Genomic DNA, 15,955 nt, shown 5'->3' on the forward strand with positions numbered 1-15,955 from the left:
GTTCGGCACCGTCGTCAAGCCTGCAACGTCGCCTTCAGCGCATCGGCGAATTTCTGCGCGATCTTCTTGAAGCCGGCGGGATCGGGGTGAAGCTCGTTGGCCCAGTCGGCCGGCTTAAGCGTTCCCTGCGTATCGACCAGATGGAAATTGTTGCGCGGCTCGCCGGCCAGGCGTTTGACGACATCGCGGAACGCCGCCAGCGTGTCGTGGACGATGACCGTGCCTTTGGCGACCGACCAGTTGCAGAAATCGAGCGACGGTTTCAGCCATGGACCGACACAGGACGGATGCGCGCCGTTCGGGATCGGAAAATCATAGCAATGGCCGAAGATCGGCACACCAGGCGCGACGCGATTACGCAACGCAAACAAATCGAGATAGCAGGCCTCGACCATGCCGAGCGCCTTGGTGAAACGGTCCTTGTTCAGTCCGGCGGCATGGCCGTCATTGAAGTCGAGGAAGATGCAGAACTGGTCGCCGGCAATGTCATTGCCGCCGGCCGAAAACAGGATCGCGTCGGGCTTGCCGTCCAGCCAGTTCGCCTTGTTGCGCAGCGCCGAGATCATCCGCTGCTGCTTGGGCAATGACATCTCGTCGGTCGCGGCATCGCCATGATGGGCAAGGTTGAGGATGGTCGGCGGCATCGGGCCAATCCGGCGCAGCTGCGCGATCACATCGGTGTCGACGAAGGGAAAGCCGTTGCCGGTCAGCGGATAGTCGAACCAGGAATCGCCCTGCGCCAGCATGACCAGCGGGCGGTTGGCGACGGCCGCCTCGAGATTGCCTGCACTTTCCCTTGCGGTTTCGAGCCGCTCGATATTGGCCTGGTGGGCCTTGATGCGCTTGGCGATGTCTTCATCGATGCGCCGCTGGGCGGCTTCCTGCACGAATTCCTGCTGGTCCATCCCCAGGTCCCTCCCCCGACCGTCTATGACTGGCTGAGCATACGCCTATGTCCATGATCGATCTGTAATTTGGATCACAGTAAGATTTCCTGGGGAAGGACGCCTTGCCGCGCCGTGATCGCCGCAGAGCGTGTCGTTTCCGTCTCCGTGAAGCCCGCAAAAGACCATAGACTTCCTTCATCAACGGGGAACCAGAACATGCGTCTTTTCGGTCGTTTCGTGCTTGCTGCTTCCGCCGCCCTGCTGCTTGCCACCGGTGCTGCCTCTGCCGAGAAACTCAGGATCGGCACCGAGGGCGCCTATCCGCCATTCAACTATGCCAATTCGGATGGCACGCTGGGTGGGTTCGACATCGACCTCGGCAAGGCGCTGTGCGCCGAGATGAAGGCCGAGTGCGAATTCTCCGTGCAGGATTTCGATGGTTCCATTCCGGCGCTGCAGGCCGGCAAGTTCGACGCCATCATCAACATCACCATCACGCCGGAACGGGCCGAGAAGGTCGAGTTCACGCACAAATACTACCAGACGCCACCGGCCATCGCCGTGCCGAAGGATTCGACCATTGCCGGGACCTCGCCGGCCGATCTGAAGGGCAAGGTGCTGGGCGTGCAGAACGCCACCATCCACCAGAATTTCGCCGGGCAGAAATATTCAGGCTCGACCGTGAAGGCCTATCCGACCGGCGACGACGCCCGCACCGACATGGCCAATGGCCGCCTCGATGCGATGATGGACGGCTCGATCATCCTGACCGAATGGCTGAAGAAGCCGGATGGCGCCTGCTGCAGATTGCTCGGCACGCTGACCGCCGATCCGGCCATTCACGGCCCCGGCGTCGGCATCGCGCTGCAGAAGGGCAACAAGGAGCTGGCCGACAAGTTCAATGCCGCCATCGACGCGCTGCGCGCCAACGGCAAGTACAAGGAAATCAACGATAAATATTTCTCATTCGACGTCTACGGCAGCTAATCCCCTCCCAAGCCTGACCCCCGGCAGCGCCATCAGGCGCTGCCGTTTTTCATTGATGATGGAGACTATTTGTGGTTGAGCGGCGTTCCCCCTTTTACGGCAGCATTGTCGGTCTCGGCGCGACGATGGGCCGAGTCGGCGGCGAGTTCGTCTCGGCCAAATATTATTCCGGCATTGCCGACGAGCACCTGAACACGCGCAAGAACGTCGGCGTGCAGGACCTCAGCACCATGGGCAAGATGGACATCAAGGGGCCGGAGGCGGAAGCGCTGGTCAACCATGTCATCGTCAACGATGCCGCCGCGATGAAGCCGGGGCAGGTGCGCTATACGACCGTGTGCCGCGAGGATGGCGGCATCATGGACGACCTCACCGTGTTCCGGCTGGGACCGGAGCATTTCATGCTGGTGACCGGTTCGGTCAATCGACTGAAGATACTGCCCTGGCTGCAGCACCATGTTGAAGCGCGAAAAGCCTATGTCACCGACATCACCGCGGCGGTCGCGTTCCCGACCATACAGGGGCCGCGCTCGCGCGACCTTCTGAAAGCGATGATTTCCGATGCCGATCTCGATGGGCTGAAACGCTGGGCGTTCACGTCGGGGCACATCGGCGAGACGAAAGTGCTGATCTCGCGCACCGGCGTCACGGGCGAACTCGGCTTCGCACTGTTCGTGCCGGCCGACGAGGCCGCTTCAGTCTGGAATACGCTGATGAAAACCGGCAGCGATTTCGGCCTGAAACCCTATGGCGTGCTGGCGATGTTCACGCTCGGGCTGGAAAAGGCCTATCCGGCGCATGGCATCGACATGGATGAAAGCCGCACGCCCTTCAATGTCGGGCTCGACCGCTTCATCAAATTCGACAAGGGCGATTTCATCGGCCGCGAAGAGCTGATGAAGGTGCGCGACAAGGGATTGGACGACCGCTGGACCGGACTGATCCTGGACGGCGACAAGCCTGCGGCGACGGACGCCCGGGTGACGGCCGATGGCGAGGATGCCGGAATCGTGACCTACAGCGATCACGGCTATTCGCTGGGCAAGGTGCTTGCCACCGCACATTTGCGGCTGCCGTTCACGGCGATTGGAACGGACCTTCGCATCGATGTCGACGGCAAGCCGACCCGTGCGGTGGTGGCGCCGATGCCGTTCTTCGATCCCGAAGGCGCTCGGCTGCGCGCCTGATATTTAGGCCAGTTTCGCCAGCAGCCGCATGAACGTCGCGGCTTCCTTGGCGGTCAGCGGCGCCAGCGTTTCCTGAGTGATGGCGCGTGCCAGCGGGATCAGCCGTTCGATCGCCTCGCGTCCTTCCGGCGTCAGATTGACCAGCAGCCGGCGCTTGTCGATCTCGTGCTTGGTGAGATCGACCAGACCGCGCGCCTTCAGCCGGTCGATGACACCCTTGACTGTCGCCGCATCCATGGCGATCAGCGTGCCCAATTGGTTCTGCGAGGTCTCGCCGACATCGTGCAGCTTGGCGAGCGCTGCAAATTGCGGCGGCGTCAGGTCGCCGATTTGCGATGCGAAGATCGAGACATGGCGCTGATGCGCCTTGCGCAGGATGAAGCCGACCTGCTCCTGCAGGCGGTAATCATGATCGTCTGGCTCGTCGGCCTCGACCAGCTTCAGAAGATTGTCGCCGCCGCTCATCGCAAGCCGTCCCAGGCCTTGATGTCGCCAACCGCAAGGCCGCCCATGCGGTCATGCACGCGCGGACCGCAGCTCATGGCGAGACAGAACAGGATTTCGTCGGCACGCGGCCCGTCGCTGAGGCCGACCTCCATGGCATCGAAATGGCTGCGCACATAGGCGGCGTTGGTGTGACCGAGCGGCACGTCCAGCCGTGAGCCGAAGGCGCCGACCTTGGTTGCCGACGGCACGATCGCCTTGGCGTCGCCGAGCCGCTCGCGCATGGCGTAGCCGCCAGGCACATGCCACAGCGCGCCATGCTCGAGCTCGCCCGCCGAACCGACGATGGTGCCCTTGCCGTAAGCGTCGATCTGCTTGATGTCGCCACCCAATGCGGCGATGAGCTTATCGGTGAGCAGCAGGCCAAGCGGCTTCAGATCGTCCATGGCGCTCTGCAGTTCTTCCACGTAGCGGCCGGCAAACGGGTTCTTGACCAGCGCCACGGCCGCAGCGCGACGCCGCGGCGCGGCAGCGACCGGCCCGCCATCGTGAAAGATCTCCTCAGTCAAAACCGCGATCTTGCGGATCGGAAACTCAGGCATGGGCGACTTCCTTCCCTGGACTTTTGTTGGGCGCGGCAAGCGCCATGGAACCGCTGATGCGGGTCTCACCGCCAAGAAACAGCGCCGATGCGGCAATCAGGCCGCGCCGGCGAAAATCTTCGGCGACAGCAAGGCCATTGTCCAGCGCCCGCTCCACGTCGCCAAGCGCAAGCGTGCCGACGGCTTGTGTTACCAGCCGCGCGCCGAGATCGCTGTCTGGCGCAAGGTCCTGTGCGGGAATACGCTTGATGGCGGGATTGCCGGGCAGGTCGACGGCGTTGGCGATGAGCGTCGCCGCCGCGTCGGCCTCGGCGCCGCTGCGCGCCAGTACGGTGACGGCATCGGCAATGCCCAGCGAAAACGAACGGCCGCGCCAGCCGCTGGTGGCGACGCCGCGCACACCGTCTGCTGAGCGAATGGTGATGCGGTCGGCCATACCGTTGCCGGTGCCGGCGATCGCCAGGCTCATCAACTGACCCTTGCCGATATGGAGAGCGCTGTCGCCGCCATTGTTGACATAGGCGCGGTCGAGCTTGCGATCCGCGAGTAGCGCAGCGAGCATTTCGTCGGCTACCGATCCTGCAACGGCGGCCATCGGCGTGATGAAGCATTCCGCGAGAGGCATGACGGCTGCTTCCATGCGCCGGCCCGTCGGCCCGGCGAAGCTGCGTGGCGCCAGGAAAAAGGCTGGCAGCCGCAATTCGGGAAGCTCCTCGACCAACTCGATCAGGATCGTCTGGAAGCGCGCGACGGCCTGGTCGTAGGCGGCACGGCACTCATCTTCCTCACCGAAGGCCTCGACGATCAGGTCGATCGGCCCGTGGTTGAGATGCAGCCGCTTGCCGTCCTGCAGCCACTGGACTTGCGGACCTTGCATCAGGCTGCCCCGTTCGAACCGGCGCGGCGCAACTGCGCCAGCGGTGGCCACGGGTTCCGGGCCTCTGCGCCTGTACCGCGGCGCGGATTGAGGTATTCGCCACCCTTGGCGACAATATCCTCGACGCTGCGTGTCTCGGCCTCGTAGCCGCCCAGCCTGACATAGTCGTCGCGGCGCAGCGTGAACTCGATCGGAGCCACCAAAGCGGGGGTCGGCACATAACCGAAGGCGCCTTCCGGCACCCGGGTGACGTCCACCATCAGCGTGATACCACCGCCCGGCCAGACATAGACCGGCGCGCCGCCGACCGTCACATAGGTCTTCAGGCCCTGCACCGAGCGGGTGAGATTGACCGGGTTTTCGGTGACGCCGGCGCGCAACGAACCGCCGGCGCCGCCGACGAACAGCACGGTGCACAAAGCCGGCTCGCAATTGTCCTCGATCAGCCCGACCGATTTCTGCAAGCGCTCGGGGAACGGCTTTTCGACCGGCTTCAATTCGTCGTCGAGTTCGTAATAGGCGAACTGTTCGCCGGTGGTCGACACCATCAGCAGCGACAGGCCGGGACGCGCGCCCTTCTTGGCGTTCCACTCGCCAAGGATCGACAGCGGGTCGGAAATCGAGGTGCCGCCCCAGCCGAGCCCGGGCTCGGAAACCTTGAAATAGCGGCCTGGCGTCGAGCGGCGGCCGATGATCTTGATGCCGGTATCCTGCCAGCCAAGCACCTTGCCGGCCTGATGCTCTGACACGACGCCTGTGATGTGATCGTCGACCACCACCACCTCGTCGACCAGCCCGCGCCATTGTGTGGCGAACATGCCGATGGTGGCCGAGCCGCAGCCGACGCGCATGCGGTGTTCCTGCTTGCCGTCGATGACAGGTGGTTTGCCGGCTTCAACGACAATGGTGGCGCCGCCGTCAATGGTCAGTTCGACCGGCTTGCGGTTGCACAGATTGAGCATCGCGTCGCAGGTCGCCCGGCCTTCGGCCTTGGAGCCGCCGGTCAGATGATGCACGCCGCCCAGCGACAGCATTTGCGAGCCATATTCGCCTGTGGTGACGTGGCCGATCGCCTCGCCTTGCGAGCGCACGATTGCCGTCTCCGGGCCGAGATGGCGGTCGGTGTCGATCTTCACCTTGACGCCGCAATAGGAGAAGATGCCCTCGGTGACCACCGTCACCAGATCGACGCCCTCGACCTCCTGGCTGACGATAAACGGCGCCGGCTTGTAGTCGGGATAGGTGGTGCCAGCGCCTATAGCCGTGACGAAGCGGCGGCCGGTGTTGACGAGCTCGCCATCCCATTGCTCGCCTTCGGCGGTGAACGGAACCATGGCGGCGCCAGTCTCGGCCGCGTGGTCGAGAATGGTCAGCGGGTCCATGCGCACGATGCGGCCGCCGACATTGCCGTAGCGGTCGCAGGCGCCGGTGCGGCCATCGGCGATATAGCACATGACCGGACAGGCATCGCAGCGGATCTTCTCGGCCACCTGCTTCTCGCCGGGATCGTGGGTTTCGAAGCGTTCGGCAAGCTCGCTCATCGGCGTGCCTCCTTGTCGCGGATTCCATTTTCTTGACGGATGCCAGCGCGGATGCGCGTCGGCGTCGCCGGAACCTTGGTGATGAGAACGCCGGTGGCATGGCGGATGGCATTGAGGATGGCAGGTGCGGTCGGGATCAGCACATGCTCACCCAGACCCTTGGCGCCGAACGGCCCTTCCGGATCGGGAACCTCGATCAATATGTGCTCGATCGGCGGCACGTCGCCGATGGTCGGGATGAGATAGTCGTGCAAATTCTCGGTGCGGCCGGGGATGTATTCCTCCATCAGCGCCATGCCGATGCCTTGCGCGATGCCGCCTTCGATCTGGCCTTCGACCAGCAGCGGGTTGATCGCCTTGCCGACATCGTGCGCGGCGGTGATTTTCAGCAGCTTGACGGTGCCGAGCTTGAGATCAACCTCGAGTTCGGCGATCTGCGCGCCATAGCCATAGACGGCGTAAGGCTTGCCCTGGCCCTTGGCGTCGAGCGGCAGCGTCGGTGGATCATAGGTCTCCTCGGCACGGAAGACGAAACCGTCGGCATCGACATCGAGAGCGGCGAGATCGATGCGGCGGGTGGCTTCGCCTTCGCGGATGACGATCGCCGGGCCATCCAGTTGCAGGGCCGCGTTCTCCGAGACATTGGCAAAGCGCAGGATTTTTTCGCGCAAGGCGCGGCCGGCCTTTTCGGCCGCCTTGCCGGTCACAAAAGTCTGGCGCGAAGCCGATGTTTTGCCGGCGTCGGGGCTGATCGCGGTGTCGGCGCTCTTCAGCCGGAATCTTTCCAGCGGCAGGCCGAGCGCGTCGGCGCAGATCTGGGTGATGACAGTGTTGGAACCCTGGCCGATATCGACGGCGCCCTGATGCAGGATGATGTCACCCGTTGGCGAGATACCGACCCTTATGGTCGACGGGTTGGGCAGCGATGTGTTGCCGCAGCCATACCAGCACGACGCGACGCCGACGCCGCGCTTTTTGCTCGTATTGGAGGAATTGAATGTATCTGCGTCGGCCGTCGCGCGAGCCCAATGCGGCCGCAGCGAGTCGAGGCACTCGAAAATACCGACGCCCGACTCCAGCCTCTGCCCGGTAACCGTTTCGGAGCCGTTCCGAAGGCAGTTTTTCAAGCGGAAATCGAGCCGGTCCACGCCGAGTTTGCCGGCGAGCTCGTCATAGAGCGTCTCCTGCATGATCGTCGCCTGCGGCACTCCGAAACCGCGGAAGGCGCCGGAGATCGGCCCATGAGTGTGGATGGCGCGGCCTTCGGCCCGGTAGTTCGGCGTGGCATAGGGGCCGGACGCATGCACCGGCACACGGTTGGCGACGGTCGGCCCCCAACTGGCATAGGCGCCGGTGTTGAAATCGCCGGAGAAGATCATGCCGGTGACGCGGCCGTCAGGATCGGCGCCGATCGTCGCCTTCATCTCGGCGGGATGGCGCTTTGTGGTCGACATCATGGATTCGTTGCGGGTGTAGGCAAGCGCCGCCGGCCGGCCCGTCTTCAGCGTCACAAGCCCGATCAGCGGCTGCAGCGAGACGTCGAGCTTGGAGCCGAAACCGCCGCCGGTGGCGGTTGGCACGATGCGCACTTTCTCGACCGGCAGGCCGAGCACCTTCGCCGTGTCGTCACGGTCCATATAGGGCGCCTGGGTGCAGGCGACGACGACCAGCGTGTCACCATCCATATAGGCATGGCCGGCTTCCGGCTCGATGTAGGCGTGCTCGACATAGGAGGTGTCGATGGCGCCGGACGCGGTGACGGCAGCGGCGGCAAGAGCCGCCTCAGGATCGCCGCGCTCGACAAAGCCCTTGGTCAAAAGATTGGCCGGGCGGTTGGCATGGATCAGCGCCGCACCCTCGCCCTGCGCTTCGCCGGGCTGCAAAAGATGCGGCAGTTCGGTCCAGTGGATCGGGAAATCCGACAAATCGAGATCGAGCATCGCCTCGCGCTCGCCGGCGACCAGCGCCACAGCCTCACCGCGCAGGCGCGCAAACCCTTCGGCCAGCGCTGGCTGATCGGCGAACGGGCCGATGACGCCAAAGCAGTTCTTGCCCGGAATATCGGCGGCGGTGAAGACGCCTTCAATGCCGGGATGTCTCTTTGCCCAACCTTCCAGATCACCGAAGGCGAAGCTGGCGTGATAATGCGGCGAACGAACCACCAGCACGGCCAGCGCATCGGCGGGGAAGGAATCGCCGCCGAATTTTTCAGCGCCGGTGACTTTCGGCACGCCGTCGAGCCTAACCGGCGACGAGCCGATCGCGTGACCGGACTGCGGCATGCGGAAATCCAGGCTGGCTGCCTGCAATGAGGCATCCATCACCGCCGCGATGATCTTTCTGTAGCCGGTGCAGCGGCAGAGGATGCCGCCAAGCGCATCCTCCACCTCGACCTCTGTCGGGTTCGGCTTTGTCTCCAGCAGCGCCGTTCCCGCGACCAGCAGCGCCGGCGTGCAGATGCCGCATTGCGCCGCCCCATGCGCCAGGAAAGACGCCTGCAGCGCCGACAACCGGCCATTGGCAAGGCCCTCGACGGTCGTCACCGATGTTCCGGCGGCGGAGGCCGCCGGCACCAGGCAGGCGCAGACGGCGTCGCCGTCGACCAGCACCGTGCAGGCGCCGCAGTCACCGGCGTCGCAGCCGACCTTGGTGCCGGTCAGCTGCAATTCGTCGCGCAAAACCTGCGACAGCCGGCGCAGCGGCGGCACATTGACCGAAACGGCGGCGCCATTGACCGCGAAATTGATCTCCGCGCGCTCGAGGCCGAAACCCGGCACGAGGTCGGGCAGAACTTCCTCAGACCGAGCCTGGCTCATGCCGCCACCATGCTGTTGTCGTCCGTGAGGCCACAGGCCTGCAGCACGGCGCGGGCGACGATTTCGCGCGCCGCATCGAGCCGGTATTCGGCGCTGCCGCGCACATCGGCGATCGGCGACAGCTCGGCCATCGGCGCGGACAGGACCGCGTCGGCGAGTGTCTGGAGGGCAGGCCTGCCGCGCAGCGCAGCTTCGACATCGGAGAGCCGCTTGGCGACTGCGGAACAGGAGCCGACAGCGACGGCTGCTTCCGCGATAATGCCGTTGTCGATCACGAGGCGCGCCGCCACCATGGCGATGGAGATGACGAGGTAGCGCCGCGCGCCGAGCTTGACGAAAGCGGAGGTACCGGCGGCCGCATGCTTGGGGATGCGGATGGCGGTGACCATTTCGCCGGGCAGCAAGGCCGTGCGTCGGTTGCCGAGAATGAAATCTGGCAAGGGCAGATAACGTGTTGCGGCCGCCGAGCACAGTTCGACCTCAGCGTCCAGCACCAGCAGACCCGGCACGCCGTCGGCGGCCGGCGAGGCGTTGCAGAGGTTGCCGGCGACAGAGGCGACATTCTGGATCTGCACGGAGCCGACTTCGCGCGCGGCCTGCTTCAGCGCATCGAACGCCGCCGGCAAGGGATGGCGGACCAGATCGGTCCAGGTGGTGCGGGCGCCGATCTCCCAATGGGTTTCGGTCTCGGCGATGCCACGCAGCGAGGCCAGTCCGTTGATGTCGAGAACATCATCGCGGAACGGTTTGGCGCCTTGCGCCGGATAGAAATCGGTACCGCCGGCAAGAATGCGCCACGCGCCCTCGCCAAGCAGAGCGAGCGCCTCGTCAAGCGTGGTGGGTTTCGCGTAACGGATCACGCCTTACCTTCCTAAGAGACGGGCCTTCCCAAGAGATGGGCCTCCCAAAAGTGGGGTCTTCCCTAGACACCGCCAGTATTCGATCTGGCCAAATTCATTCGTATGCAAATGATATCAAGCTGGCGGGAATTGTCAAAGCCGGAGTTTGAGGGAAGCTGGCCACCACGCATTTGTTATGCGGCCGGAGGTTGACGCAGGCCGCCATCTGGTCAAGTTTCTGCATCCGGTCGCATCCGCGGCGTTTTTCACTCGAATCCCCGCTCGAGACGAAGAAAGAGGAGAGGCGCCATGGCCGACGAAGCGCTTGTTGTCATCGACCTGCAGAACGACTTCTGCCCCGGCGGCGCGCTGGCGGTTGCCGGCGGCGACGAAATCGTGCCGCTGGTCAACGATCTGATCCGGCACGCCGAGCATGTCGTGCTGACGCAGGACTGGCACCCGGCCGGACATTCAAGCTTTGCCTCCAGCCATCCGGGAGCGCAGCCTTTCAGCGCGATCGAGATGCCTTATGGGCCGCAGACGCTGTGGCCCGACCATTGCATTCAGGGCAGCCTTGGTTCCGACTTCCATTCGGGACTCGCCTGGACCAAGACCGAACTGGTGATCCGCAAGGGATTTCGCCCTGACATCGACAGCTACTCCGCCTTCTTCGAGAACGACCACAAGACATCGACCGGACTCGCCGGCTACCTCAAGGAGCGCGGCATCGATACTGTGACCCTGGTCGGCCTGGCGACCGACTTCTGCGTCGCCTTTTCGGCGCTCGACGCGGTCAAGCAGGGTTTCAAGACGACGGTGCGCCTCGATGCCTGCCGCGGCATCGATCTTAACGGCTCGGGCGAGGCGATGCTGAAGCGCATGCGAGACGCGGGTGTGAGGCTCGAAGACAAGACCTCGGCCTAGATCGTGAGGGATCGGGAGAGCTCCATACAATCGCCGGTAGTTTTGGCGGCCTTGACGGTCGCCATTTTGGTTTTTCCCGGACTGGCGCTTGCGGCTGAGAGCCACGAACTGCCTGGCGCTTCTATGTCGCTGTGGTGGGGGCTGCCGTTTGCCGGCCTGCTATTGTCGATCGCCACGGGACCGCTGCTGTTCCACCACGTCTGGGAACATCATTACGGCAAGATCGCCGCAGGCTGGGCGGTGTTGGTGGTGGTGCCGCTGGCGGTCGCTTTCGGCATGTCTTTGGCGAGCGAAGCGGTGCTGCACACGCTGCTCACCGAATATATGTCGTTCATCATCCTTTTGTTTGCGCTCTACACCATTTCGGGCGGCATCCTTGTGGCCGGCAACATCCACGGCACGCCACTGGTCAATGCCGGCTTGCTGCTTGTCGGGGCGATGCTAGCCTCGGTGATCGGCACGACCGGTGCCTCGATGATCCTGATCCGGCCGATGCTGCGAGCCAATGACAACCGGCCGTTCAACGCCCATGTCGTCATCTTCTTCATTTTTCTCGTCTCCAACATTGGCGGCTCGCTGACACCCTTGGGCGACCCGCCATTGTTCGTCGGCTTCCTGCGCGGCGTCGACTTCTTCTGGACGACGACGAACCTCTGGCGCGAGACGCTGTTTACCGGCGGCCTTGTGCTGCTTGTCTTCCTGGCCATCGATATCATTCTGCATCGCCGCGAAGAGGGTGCGCCAAAGATCAAGGATCCGACGCCGGATACGAAGGTGCGGATTCGCGGCCTGGCCAACCTGCCGCTGCTGGCCGGCGTCATCGGCGCGATCCTGTTGTCGGCGGCCTGGAAGCCGGGCATCAGCTTTTCCCTGGTGGGGGTGACCCTTGAGCTGCAGAACCTGGTGCGCGACGCAATCATTCTGGCGCTGGCTTTCCTGTCTCTGGCTGTCTCGCGCAAGGAGAACCGTCATGCCAATGGCTTCATCTGGGGGCCGATCGCCGAAGTGGCGAAACTGTTTGCCGGCATCTTCATCTGCATCGTGCCGGTCATCGCCATCCTTCGGGCCGGCCATGACGGGGCGCTGGCGCCGCTGGTCGCACTGGTCACCTCGCCGTCGGGTCAGCCCAATGATCTCGCTTATTTCTGGCTGACCGGCGGGCTGTCGTCCTTCCTCGACAACGCGCCGACCTATCTGGTGTTCTTCGAACTTGCCGGCGGCGATCCCAGCCATCTGATGACGGAGTTCGCCTCGACGCTGGCGGCGATTTCCGCCGGCGCCGTGTTCATGGGCGCCAACACCTATATCGGCAATGCGCCCAACTTCATGGTCTACGCCATCGCTAGGCATCGCGGCGTGAAGATGCCAGGCTTCTTCGGCTATATGGCGTGGTCAGGCGCGGTGCTGATACCGACGTTTTTGATTGCCGGTTTTTTGTTCTTTGGCTGAGAGACTTTACCTCCCGCTTGTGGGGAGTCGGCGCAGTACACCCACCCCGATCCGCTTAGCGGATCGACCCTCCCCACAAGGGGGAGGTAGGCACTCATCCAACCCCAACATACCGCCTGACCGCCGAAGGGTCGGCCCGCAACTGCTCTACATCGACCGTCTCGCGGTTGCGGCCGTTTTCGATGAAGCAGACGCGGTCGGCGACCGACAGCACGGCATCGACGCGCTGCTCGACCAGGATGGTGGAGACACCCAGCTCCCGCAGCTGCACCACCGTCTCGCGGATTTTGGCGATCATCGACGGCATCAGCCCTTCGGTCGGCTCGTCGAGCAGCAGCACCTGCGGCTCGATGCACAGCGCCCGCGCCATGGCCAGCATCTGCTGCTCGCCGCCGGACAAAGTGCCGGAGCGCTGCCGCAGCCGCTGGCGCAGGAGCGGGAACAGGTCGAGGACGTTTTCCCGCACGACCTTGCCCTTGCCACGCGTCATCAGGCCGATCTCGATGTTTTCCGCCACCGTCATCTCAGCAAACAGACGCCTACCCTGCGGCACATAGGCGACGCCGGCTTTCGGCACGTCATGCGCCGGCAGGCCCGTCAATTCCTTGCCGGCGAGCTGGATCGAGCCGGCTACCGCCGGCACCAGTCCCATGATCGCCTTCAGCGTCGTCGTCTTGCCGGCGCCGTTGCGACCGAACAGGCACAGCACCTCGCCCTTGTTGAGCACAAGGTCGAGGCCGTAGAGCACTTGCACCTCGCCGTAGAAGCAGTCGAGCCCGGAGATGGTCAACGCGCTTGTCCCTGTGACTGCTCCGGTCATGGCGCCGTCCCCAGATAGGCTTCCTGCACCTGTGTGTTGGCGCGGACCTGCTCAGGCGTGCCTTCGGCCAGGATCCTGCCGGCGTTGAAGACGGTGATGCGGTCGGCCAGTTGCATGACGACCGGCATGTTGTGCTCGATCAAAAGCACGGTGGCGCTTTTGGCGATCTCGCACACCAGCTCGATGAAATTGTCGATCTCGCTGTCGGCCAGGCCTTGCGTCGGCTCGTCGAGGATCAGGAGCCGCGGCTTCAGCGCCAGGCCCATCGCCACTTCGAGCAGGCGCTGATGGCCGTAAGAGAGCTGACCGGCCGGCGTATGGGCGCGGTCGACAAGGCCGGTGCGTTCGAGAGCGGCCATGACGCCGGTGCGCACGGCGCCCTTCGAGCGGCCGTCGGTCAGCGTGCGCTGCACCGGCAGCGCGACATTGTCGTAGGCGGAGAGGTTGGCAAAGACGCTGGTGATCTGGAATGTGTAGGCGATGCCCTGGCGCACCCGGAGATAGGCCGGCTGGCTGGTGATGTCGGCGCCGTCGAAGAGGATCATGCCGGCGGATGGCTGGATGCGGCCGCTGATCAGGCTGACGAAGGTGGTTTTCCCGGCTCCGTTGGGGCCAATGACGGCGCGGATCTCGCCCGGCATCAGCTGGAAGTCGACACCGTCGACGGCGCGCAGGCCGCCGAAATTGCGCGCCAGGTTCTTTGTCGTCAGCAGCGGCATCATGGCAGCCACCCGAGCCAGCGCTGGCGGATGGTGCCGAGGATGCCTTTGGGGAAAAACAGCACCAGAAGGATGAGCGCGATGCCGACGATCAACAGATAGGCGGAGGTGTAGCCGCTGGCGATGTCGATGACATAGTACATGAAGACCGTGCCGATCAGGCCCCCGAGCGTCGTGGCGGCGCCGCCGAGCAGCACCCAAAGCAGCGGCAGGATGGAATACTGAACCGAGGCAAAGCTCGAACCGACATAGCCGAACAGCAGCGCGTAGGCGGCACCCGACGCTGCGCAGATGGCGCCGGAAACGACGACGGCGATGAGCTTGTTCGAAAAGGTGTCGTAGCCGAGCATTTTCGTGCGCTCCTCGTTTTCGCGCACGGCCACCAGGACGCGGCCATAACGGGAGCGGACGATGGCGAGCGTGATGAGCAGCACGACCGAGAACAGCGCCAGCGCGCTCATGTAGCGCACGGTCGGGTTGGTGAGGTCGAGCGATGTCGCGCCGAGGTTCAGAACCCGCGTCGGCTGCGGCACCACCAGGCCCTGGTCACCGCCGGTCCATGCGGCGAAATAGAGGATGGTAAGGTAGAAGACCTGCGCGAACATCATGGTGACGATCATGAAGGCGACGCCCGTGGTGCGCAGCGCCAGCAGGCCGATCACCAGCGCAAGCAACGCGCCACAGGCGATGCCGGCGAGGAAGGCCAAAGGCGCGCTCCAGCCGAGATGGATGACGGACAGGCCGGCGCCATAGAGCCCGGCGGCAAAGAACATGGCGTGGCCGAGGCTGAGCAGGCCGACATAGCCGAACAGCATGTTGTAACCCATGGCAAAAGCCGCCAGCACCATGATGCGGGCGACGAGGCCGTGATGATAGTCGGGCAGGACGAAGCTCAGCGCAAAGAGCAGCGCGATGGCACCGAGATGGAGTGCATAGGCTTTTGCCGGCGAAGCTTCGCTCATCGCGGCGCCTGCCCGAACAGGCCTTGCGGCCGGAACACCAGCACCATGGCGACCAGCAGCGTGGCGATGATCTTAGCCAAGGTCGGCGAGAAGAACACCGAGATGATGCCGTCGGAGAGGCCGATCAACACGGCGGCGACGACGGTGCCGCGCAGCGAACCCAGGCCGCCGATGATGACGACGATGAAGGAGAGCAGCAGCGGGTCCTGCCCCATCAGATAGTGCGCCTGGCTGATCGGCACGATCAGCACGGCGGCGATCGCCGCCAGCATGGCGCCGAGGGCAAAGACGCCGGCATAGACGCGGTCGACCGGAATGCCGAACGCCTGCGCCGTCTCGCTGTCATACTGGGTGGCGCGCATGATGAGGCCGATTTTCGTGCGCGTCAGCACCAGCCATGTGGCGACCAGCAGGAGCGCCGAGGCAGCGATGATCGACAGCTTGTAGCCGGAATAGCCGAACCAGGGCAAAAGGATGCGGTAGCTGAAGGGGGGCTCCACCGGCCGCGCCTCCGGGCCGTAGAAGCTCAGCGCCAGCTGCTGAATGATGTAGAGCATGCCGATCGTGGCGACGATGGTGGCTTCCGGATTGTAATTGAGCCGGCGCAGCACCAGCCTTTCTGCAACCAGAGCAATGGCGCCGACAATCAGCGGCGCGATCACCAATGCCGCGAGGAAGCCGACCGTGGGATGGCCGGGGATGGCCGTCGAGATTGCCCAGGCGAGCACCGCGCCCAGCATGAAGAACTCGCCATGGGCGACATTGACGACGCGCATGACGCCGAACACCAGCGACAGGCCCAGCGCCGTCAGCGCCAGTACGGCTGAGGTGACGAGGCCTTCGAGGGCGGCGAGGAGGAGATGGGGTCCAAAATGCATGGGCTACACGCTGGTCGGTGCCA

General features: G+C 64.2%; 15 protein-coding genes. 4 read left to right on the forward strand and 11 right to left on the reverse strand.

The window, feature by feature from the left end:
- Positions 1 to 14: 14 nt before the first annotated feature.
- Entirely contained in the window at positions 15 to 905 is an 891-nt protein-coding gene (locus tag ACWTU9_RS02895; protein WP_455856998.1) for an SGNH/GDSL hydrolase family protein, read from the reverse strand.
- A gap of 198 nt (positions 906 to 1,103) precedes the next feature.
- On the opposite strand from ACWTU9_RS02895, the gene ACWTU9_RS02900 reads away from it, so the two are divergent.
- Together ACWTU9_RS02900 and ACWTU9_RS02905 are read left to right on the forward strand one after the other, a co-directional pair.
- Positions 1,104 to 1,874 (forward strand): ABC transporter substrate-binding protein, encoded by a 771-nt coding sequence (locus ACWTU9_RS02900; RefSeq protein WP_455856999.1) that lies wholly within the window; start codon positions 1,104 to 1,106, stop codon positions 1,872 to 1,874.
- A gap of 71 nt (positions 1,875 to 1,945) precedes the next feature.
- Positions 1,946 to 3,061: an aminomethyltransferase family protein gene (locus ACWTU9_RS02905; protein WP_455857000.1), complete on the forward strand. Its 1,116-nt coding sequence runs from the start codon at positions 1,946 to 1,948 to the stop codon at positions 3,059 to 3,061.
- Positions 3,062 to 3,064: 3 nt separating this feature from the next.
- Here the strand turns inward: ACWTU9_RS02905 and ACWTU9_RS02910 are convergent, their stop codons facing one another.
- Genes ACWTU9_RS02910 through ACWTU9_RS02935 form a run of 6 tightly spaced genes read right to left on the reverse strand, consistent with a single transcriptional unit; the run spans position 3,065 to position 10,201 of the window.
- Positions 3,065 to 3,526: a MarR family winged helix-turn-helix transcriptional regulator gene (locus tag ACWTU9_RS02910; RefSeq protein ID WP_454587441.1), complete on the reverse strand. Its 462-nt coding sequence runs from the start codon at positions 3,524 to 3,526 to the stop codon at positions 3,065 to 3,067.
- The gene (locus ACWTU9_RS02915) at positions 3,523 to 4,107 is read right to left on the reverse strand and encodes an amino acid synthesis family protein (RefSeq protein ID WP_455857001.1); all 585 of its coding nucleotides are present in this window, start codon (positions 4,105 to 4,107) and stop codon (positions 3,523 to 3,525) included. Before ACWTU9_RS02915 ends, ACWTU9_RS02910 begins: the two co-directional genes overlap by 4 nt.
- Positions 4,100 to 4,984, reverse strand: a complete 885-nt coding sequence (locus ACWTU9_RS02920) for a UPF0280 family protein (protein WP_455857002.1) — start codon at positions 4,982 to 4,984, stop codon at positions 4,100 to 4,102. Before ACWTU9_RS02920 ends, ACWTU9_RS02915 begins: the two co-directional genes overlap by 8 nt.
- On the reverse strand, positions 4,984 to 6,525 hold the full coding sequence (locus ACWTU9_RS02925; protein WP_455857003.1) for a 6-hydroxynicotinate reductase: 1,542 nt from the start codon (positions 6,523 to 6,525) through the stop codon (positions 4,984 to 4,986). The genes ACWTU9_RS02920 and ACWTU9_RS02925 overlap by 1 nt, the downstream gene beginning before the upstream one ends.
- Positions 6,522 to 9,341: a molybdopterin-dependent oxidoreductase gene (locus ACWTU9_RS02930; protein ID WP_455857004.1), complete on the reverse strand. Its 2,820-nt coding sequence runs from the start codon at positions 9,339 to 9,341 to the stop codon at positions 6,522 to 6,524. The genes ACWTU9_RS02925 and ACWTU9_RS02930 overlap by 4 nt, the downstream gene beginning before the upstream one ends.
- Positions 9,338 to 10,201 (reverse strand): FAD binding domain-containing protein, encoded by an 864-nt coding sequence (locus tag ACWTU9_RS02935; protein WP_455857005.1) that lies wholly within the window; start codon positions 10,199 to 10,201, stop codon positions 9,338 to 9,340. The genes ACWTU9_RS02930 and ACWTU9_RS02935 overlap by 4 nt, the downstream gene beginning before the upstream one ends.
- 288 nt (positions 10,202 to 10,489) lie before the next feature.
- On the opposite strand from ACWTU9_RS02935, the gene pncA reads away from it, so the two are divergent.
- Entirely contained in the window at positions 10,490 to 11,104 is a 615-nt protein-coding gene (gene pncA, locus ACWTU9_RS02940) for a bifunctional nicotinamidase/pyrazinamidase (RefSeq protein WP_455857006.1), read from the forward strand.
- Positions 11,105 to 11,227: 123 nt separating this feature from the next.
- Complete coding sequence (locus ACWTU9_RS02945; protein WP_455857126.1) at positions 11,228 to 12,553, forward strand: sodium:proton antiporter; 1,326 nt, start codon at positions 11,228 to 11,230, stop codon at positions 12,551 to 12,553.
- A gap of 94 nt (positions 12,554 to 12,647) precedes the next feature.
- Here the strand turns inward: ACWTU9_RS02945 and ACWTU9_RS02950 are convergent, their stop codons facing one another.
- The 4 genes from ACWTU9_RS02950 to ACWTU9_RS02965 are packed head-to-tail and all read right to left on the reverse strand — an operon-like array spanning position 12,648 to position 15,932.
- Positions 12,648 to 13,373, reverse strand: a complete 726-nt coding sequence (locus ACWTU9_RS02950) for an ABC transporter ATP-binding protein (RefSeq protein ID WP_455857007.1) — start codon at positions 13,371 to 13,373, stop codon at positions 12,648 to 12,650.
- Positions 13,370 to 14,095, reverse strand: a complete 726-nt coding sequence (locus ACWTU9_RS02955; RefSeq protein WP_455857008.1) for an ABC transporter ATP-binding protein — start codon at positions 14,093 to 14,095, stop codon at positions 13,370 to 13,372. The genes ACWTU9_RS02950 and ACWTU9_RS02955 overlap by 4 nt, the downstream gene beginning before the upstream one ends.
- The gene (locus ACWTU9_RS02960; protein ID WP_455857009.1) at positions 14,092 to 15,054 is read right to left on the reverse strand and encodes a branched-chain amino acid ABC transporter permease; all 963 of its coding nucleotides are present in this window, start codon (positions 15,052 to 15,054) and stop codon (positions 14,092 to 14,094) included. The genes ACWTU9_RS02955 and ACWTU9_RS02960 overlap by 4 nt, the downstream gene beginning before the upstream one ends.
- Positions 15,051 to 15,932, reverse strand: a complete 882-nt coding sequence (locus tag ACWTU9_RS02965) for a branched-chain amino acid ABC transporter permease (protein ID WP_455857010.1) — start codon at positions 15,930 to 15,932, stop codon at positions 15,051 to 15,053. Before ACWTU9_RS02965 ends, ACWTU9_RS02960 begins: the two co-directional genes overlap by 4 nt.
- Positions 15,933 to 15,955 lie beyond the last annotated feature (23 nt).

The organism is Mesorhizobium sp. 128a (assembly GCF_053848025.1).

Coding starts and splice junctions, on each gene's coding strand:
- ACWTU9_RS02895 (WP_455856998.1), bottom strand. CDS start 905: ATGGACCAGCAGGAATTCGTGCAGGAAGCCGCCCAGCGGCGCATCGAT.
- ACWTU9_RS02915 (WP_455857001.1), bottom strand. CDS start 4,107: ATGCCTGAGTTTCCGATCCGCAAGATCGCGGTTTTGACTGAGGAGATC.
- ACWTU9_RS02955 (WP_455857008.1), bottom strand. CDS start 14,095: ATGATGCCGCTGCTGACGACAAAGAACCTGGCGCGCAATTTCGGCGGC.
- ACWTU9_RS02900 (WP_455856999.1), top strand. CDS start 1,104: ATGCGTCTTTTCGGTCGTTTCGTGCTTGCTGCTTCCGCCGCCCTGCTG.
- ACWTU9_RS02910 (WP_454587441.1), bottom strand. CDS start 3,526: ATGAGCGGCGGCGACAATCTTCTGAAGCTGGTCGAGGCCGACGAGCCA.
- ACWTU9_RS02950 (WP_455857007.1), bottom strand. CDS start 13,373: ATGACCGGAGCAGTCACAGGGACAAGCGCGTTGACCATCTCCGGGCTC.
- pncA (WP_455857006.1), top strand. CDS start 10,490: ATGGCCGACGAAGCGCTTGTTGTCATCGACCTGCAGAACGACTTCTGC.
- ACWTU9_RS02945 (WP_455857126.1), top strand. CDS start 11,228: ATGTCGCTGTGGTGGGGGCTGCCGTTTGCCGGCCTGCTATTGTCGATC.
- ACWTU9_RS02920 (WP_455857002.1), bottom strand. CDS start 4,984: ATGCAAGGTCCGCAAGTCCAGTGGCTGCAGGACGGCAAGCGGCTGCAT.
- ACWTU9_RS02925 (WP_455857003.1), bottom strand. CDS start 6,525: ATGAGCGAGCTTGCCGAACGCTTCGAAACCCACGATCCCGGCGAGAAG.
- ACWTU9_RS02965 (WP_455857010.1), bottom strand. CDS start 15,932: ATGCATTTTGGACCCCATCTCCTCCTCGCCGCCCTCGAAGGCCTCGTC.
- ACWTU9_RS02960 (WP_455857009.1), bottom strand. CDS start 15,054: ATGAGCGAAGCTTCGCCGGCAAAAGCCTATGCACTCCATCTCGGTGCC.
- ACWTU9_RS02930 (WP_455857004.1), bottom strand. CDS start 9,341: ATGAGCCAGGCTCGGTCTGAGGAAGTTCTGCCCGACCTCGTGCCGGGT.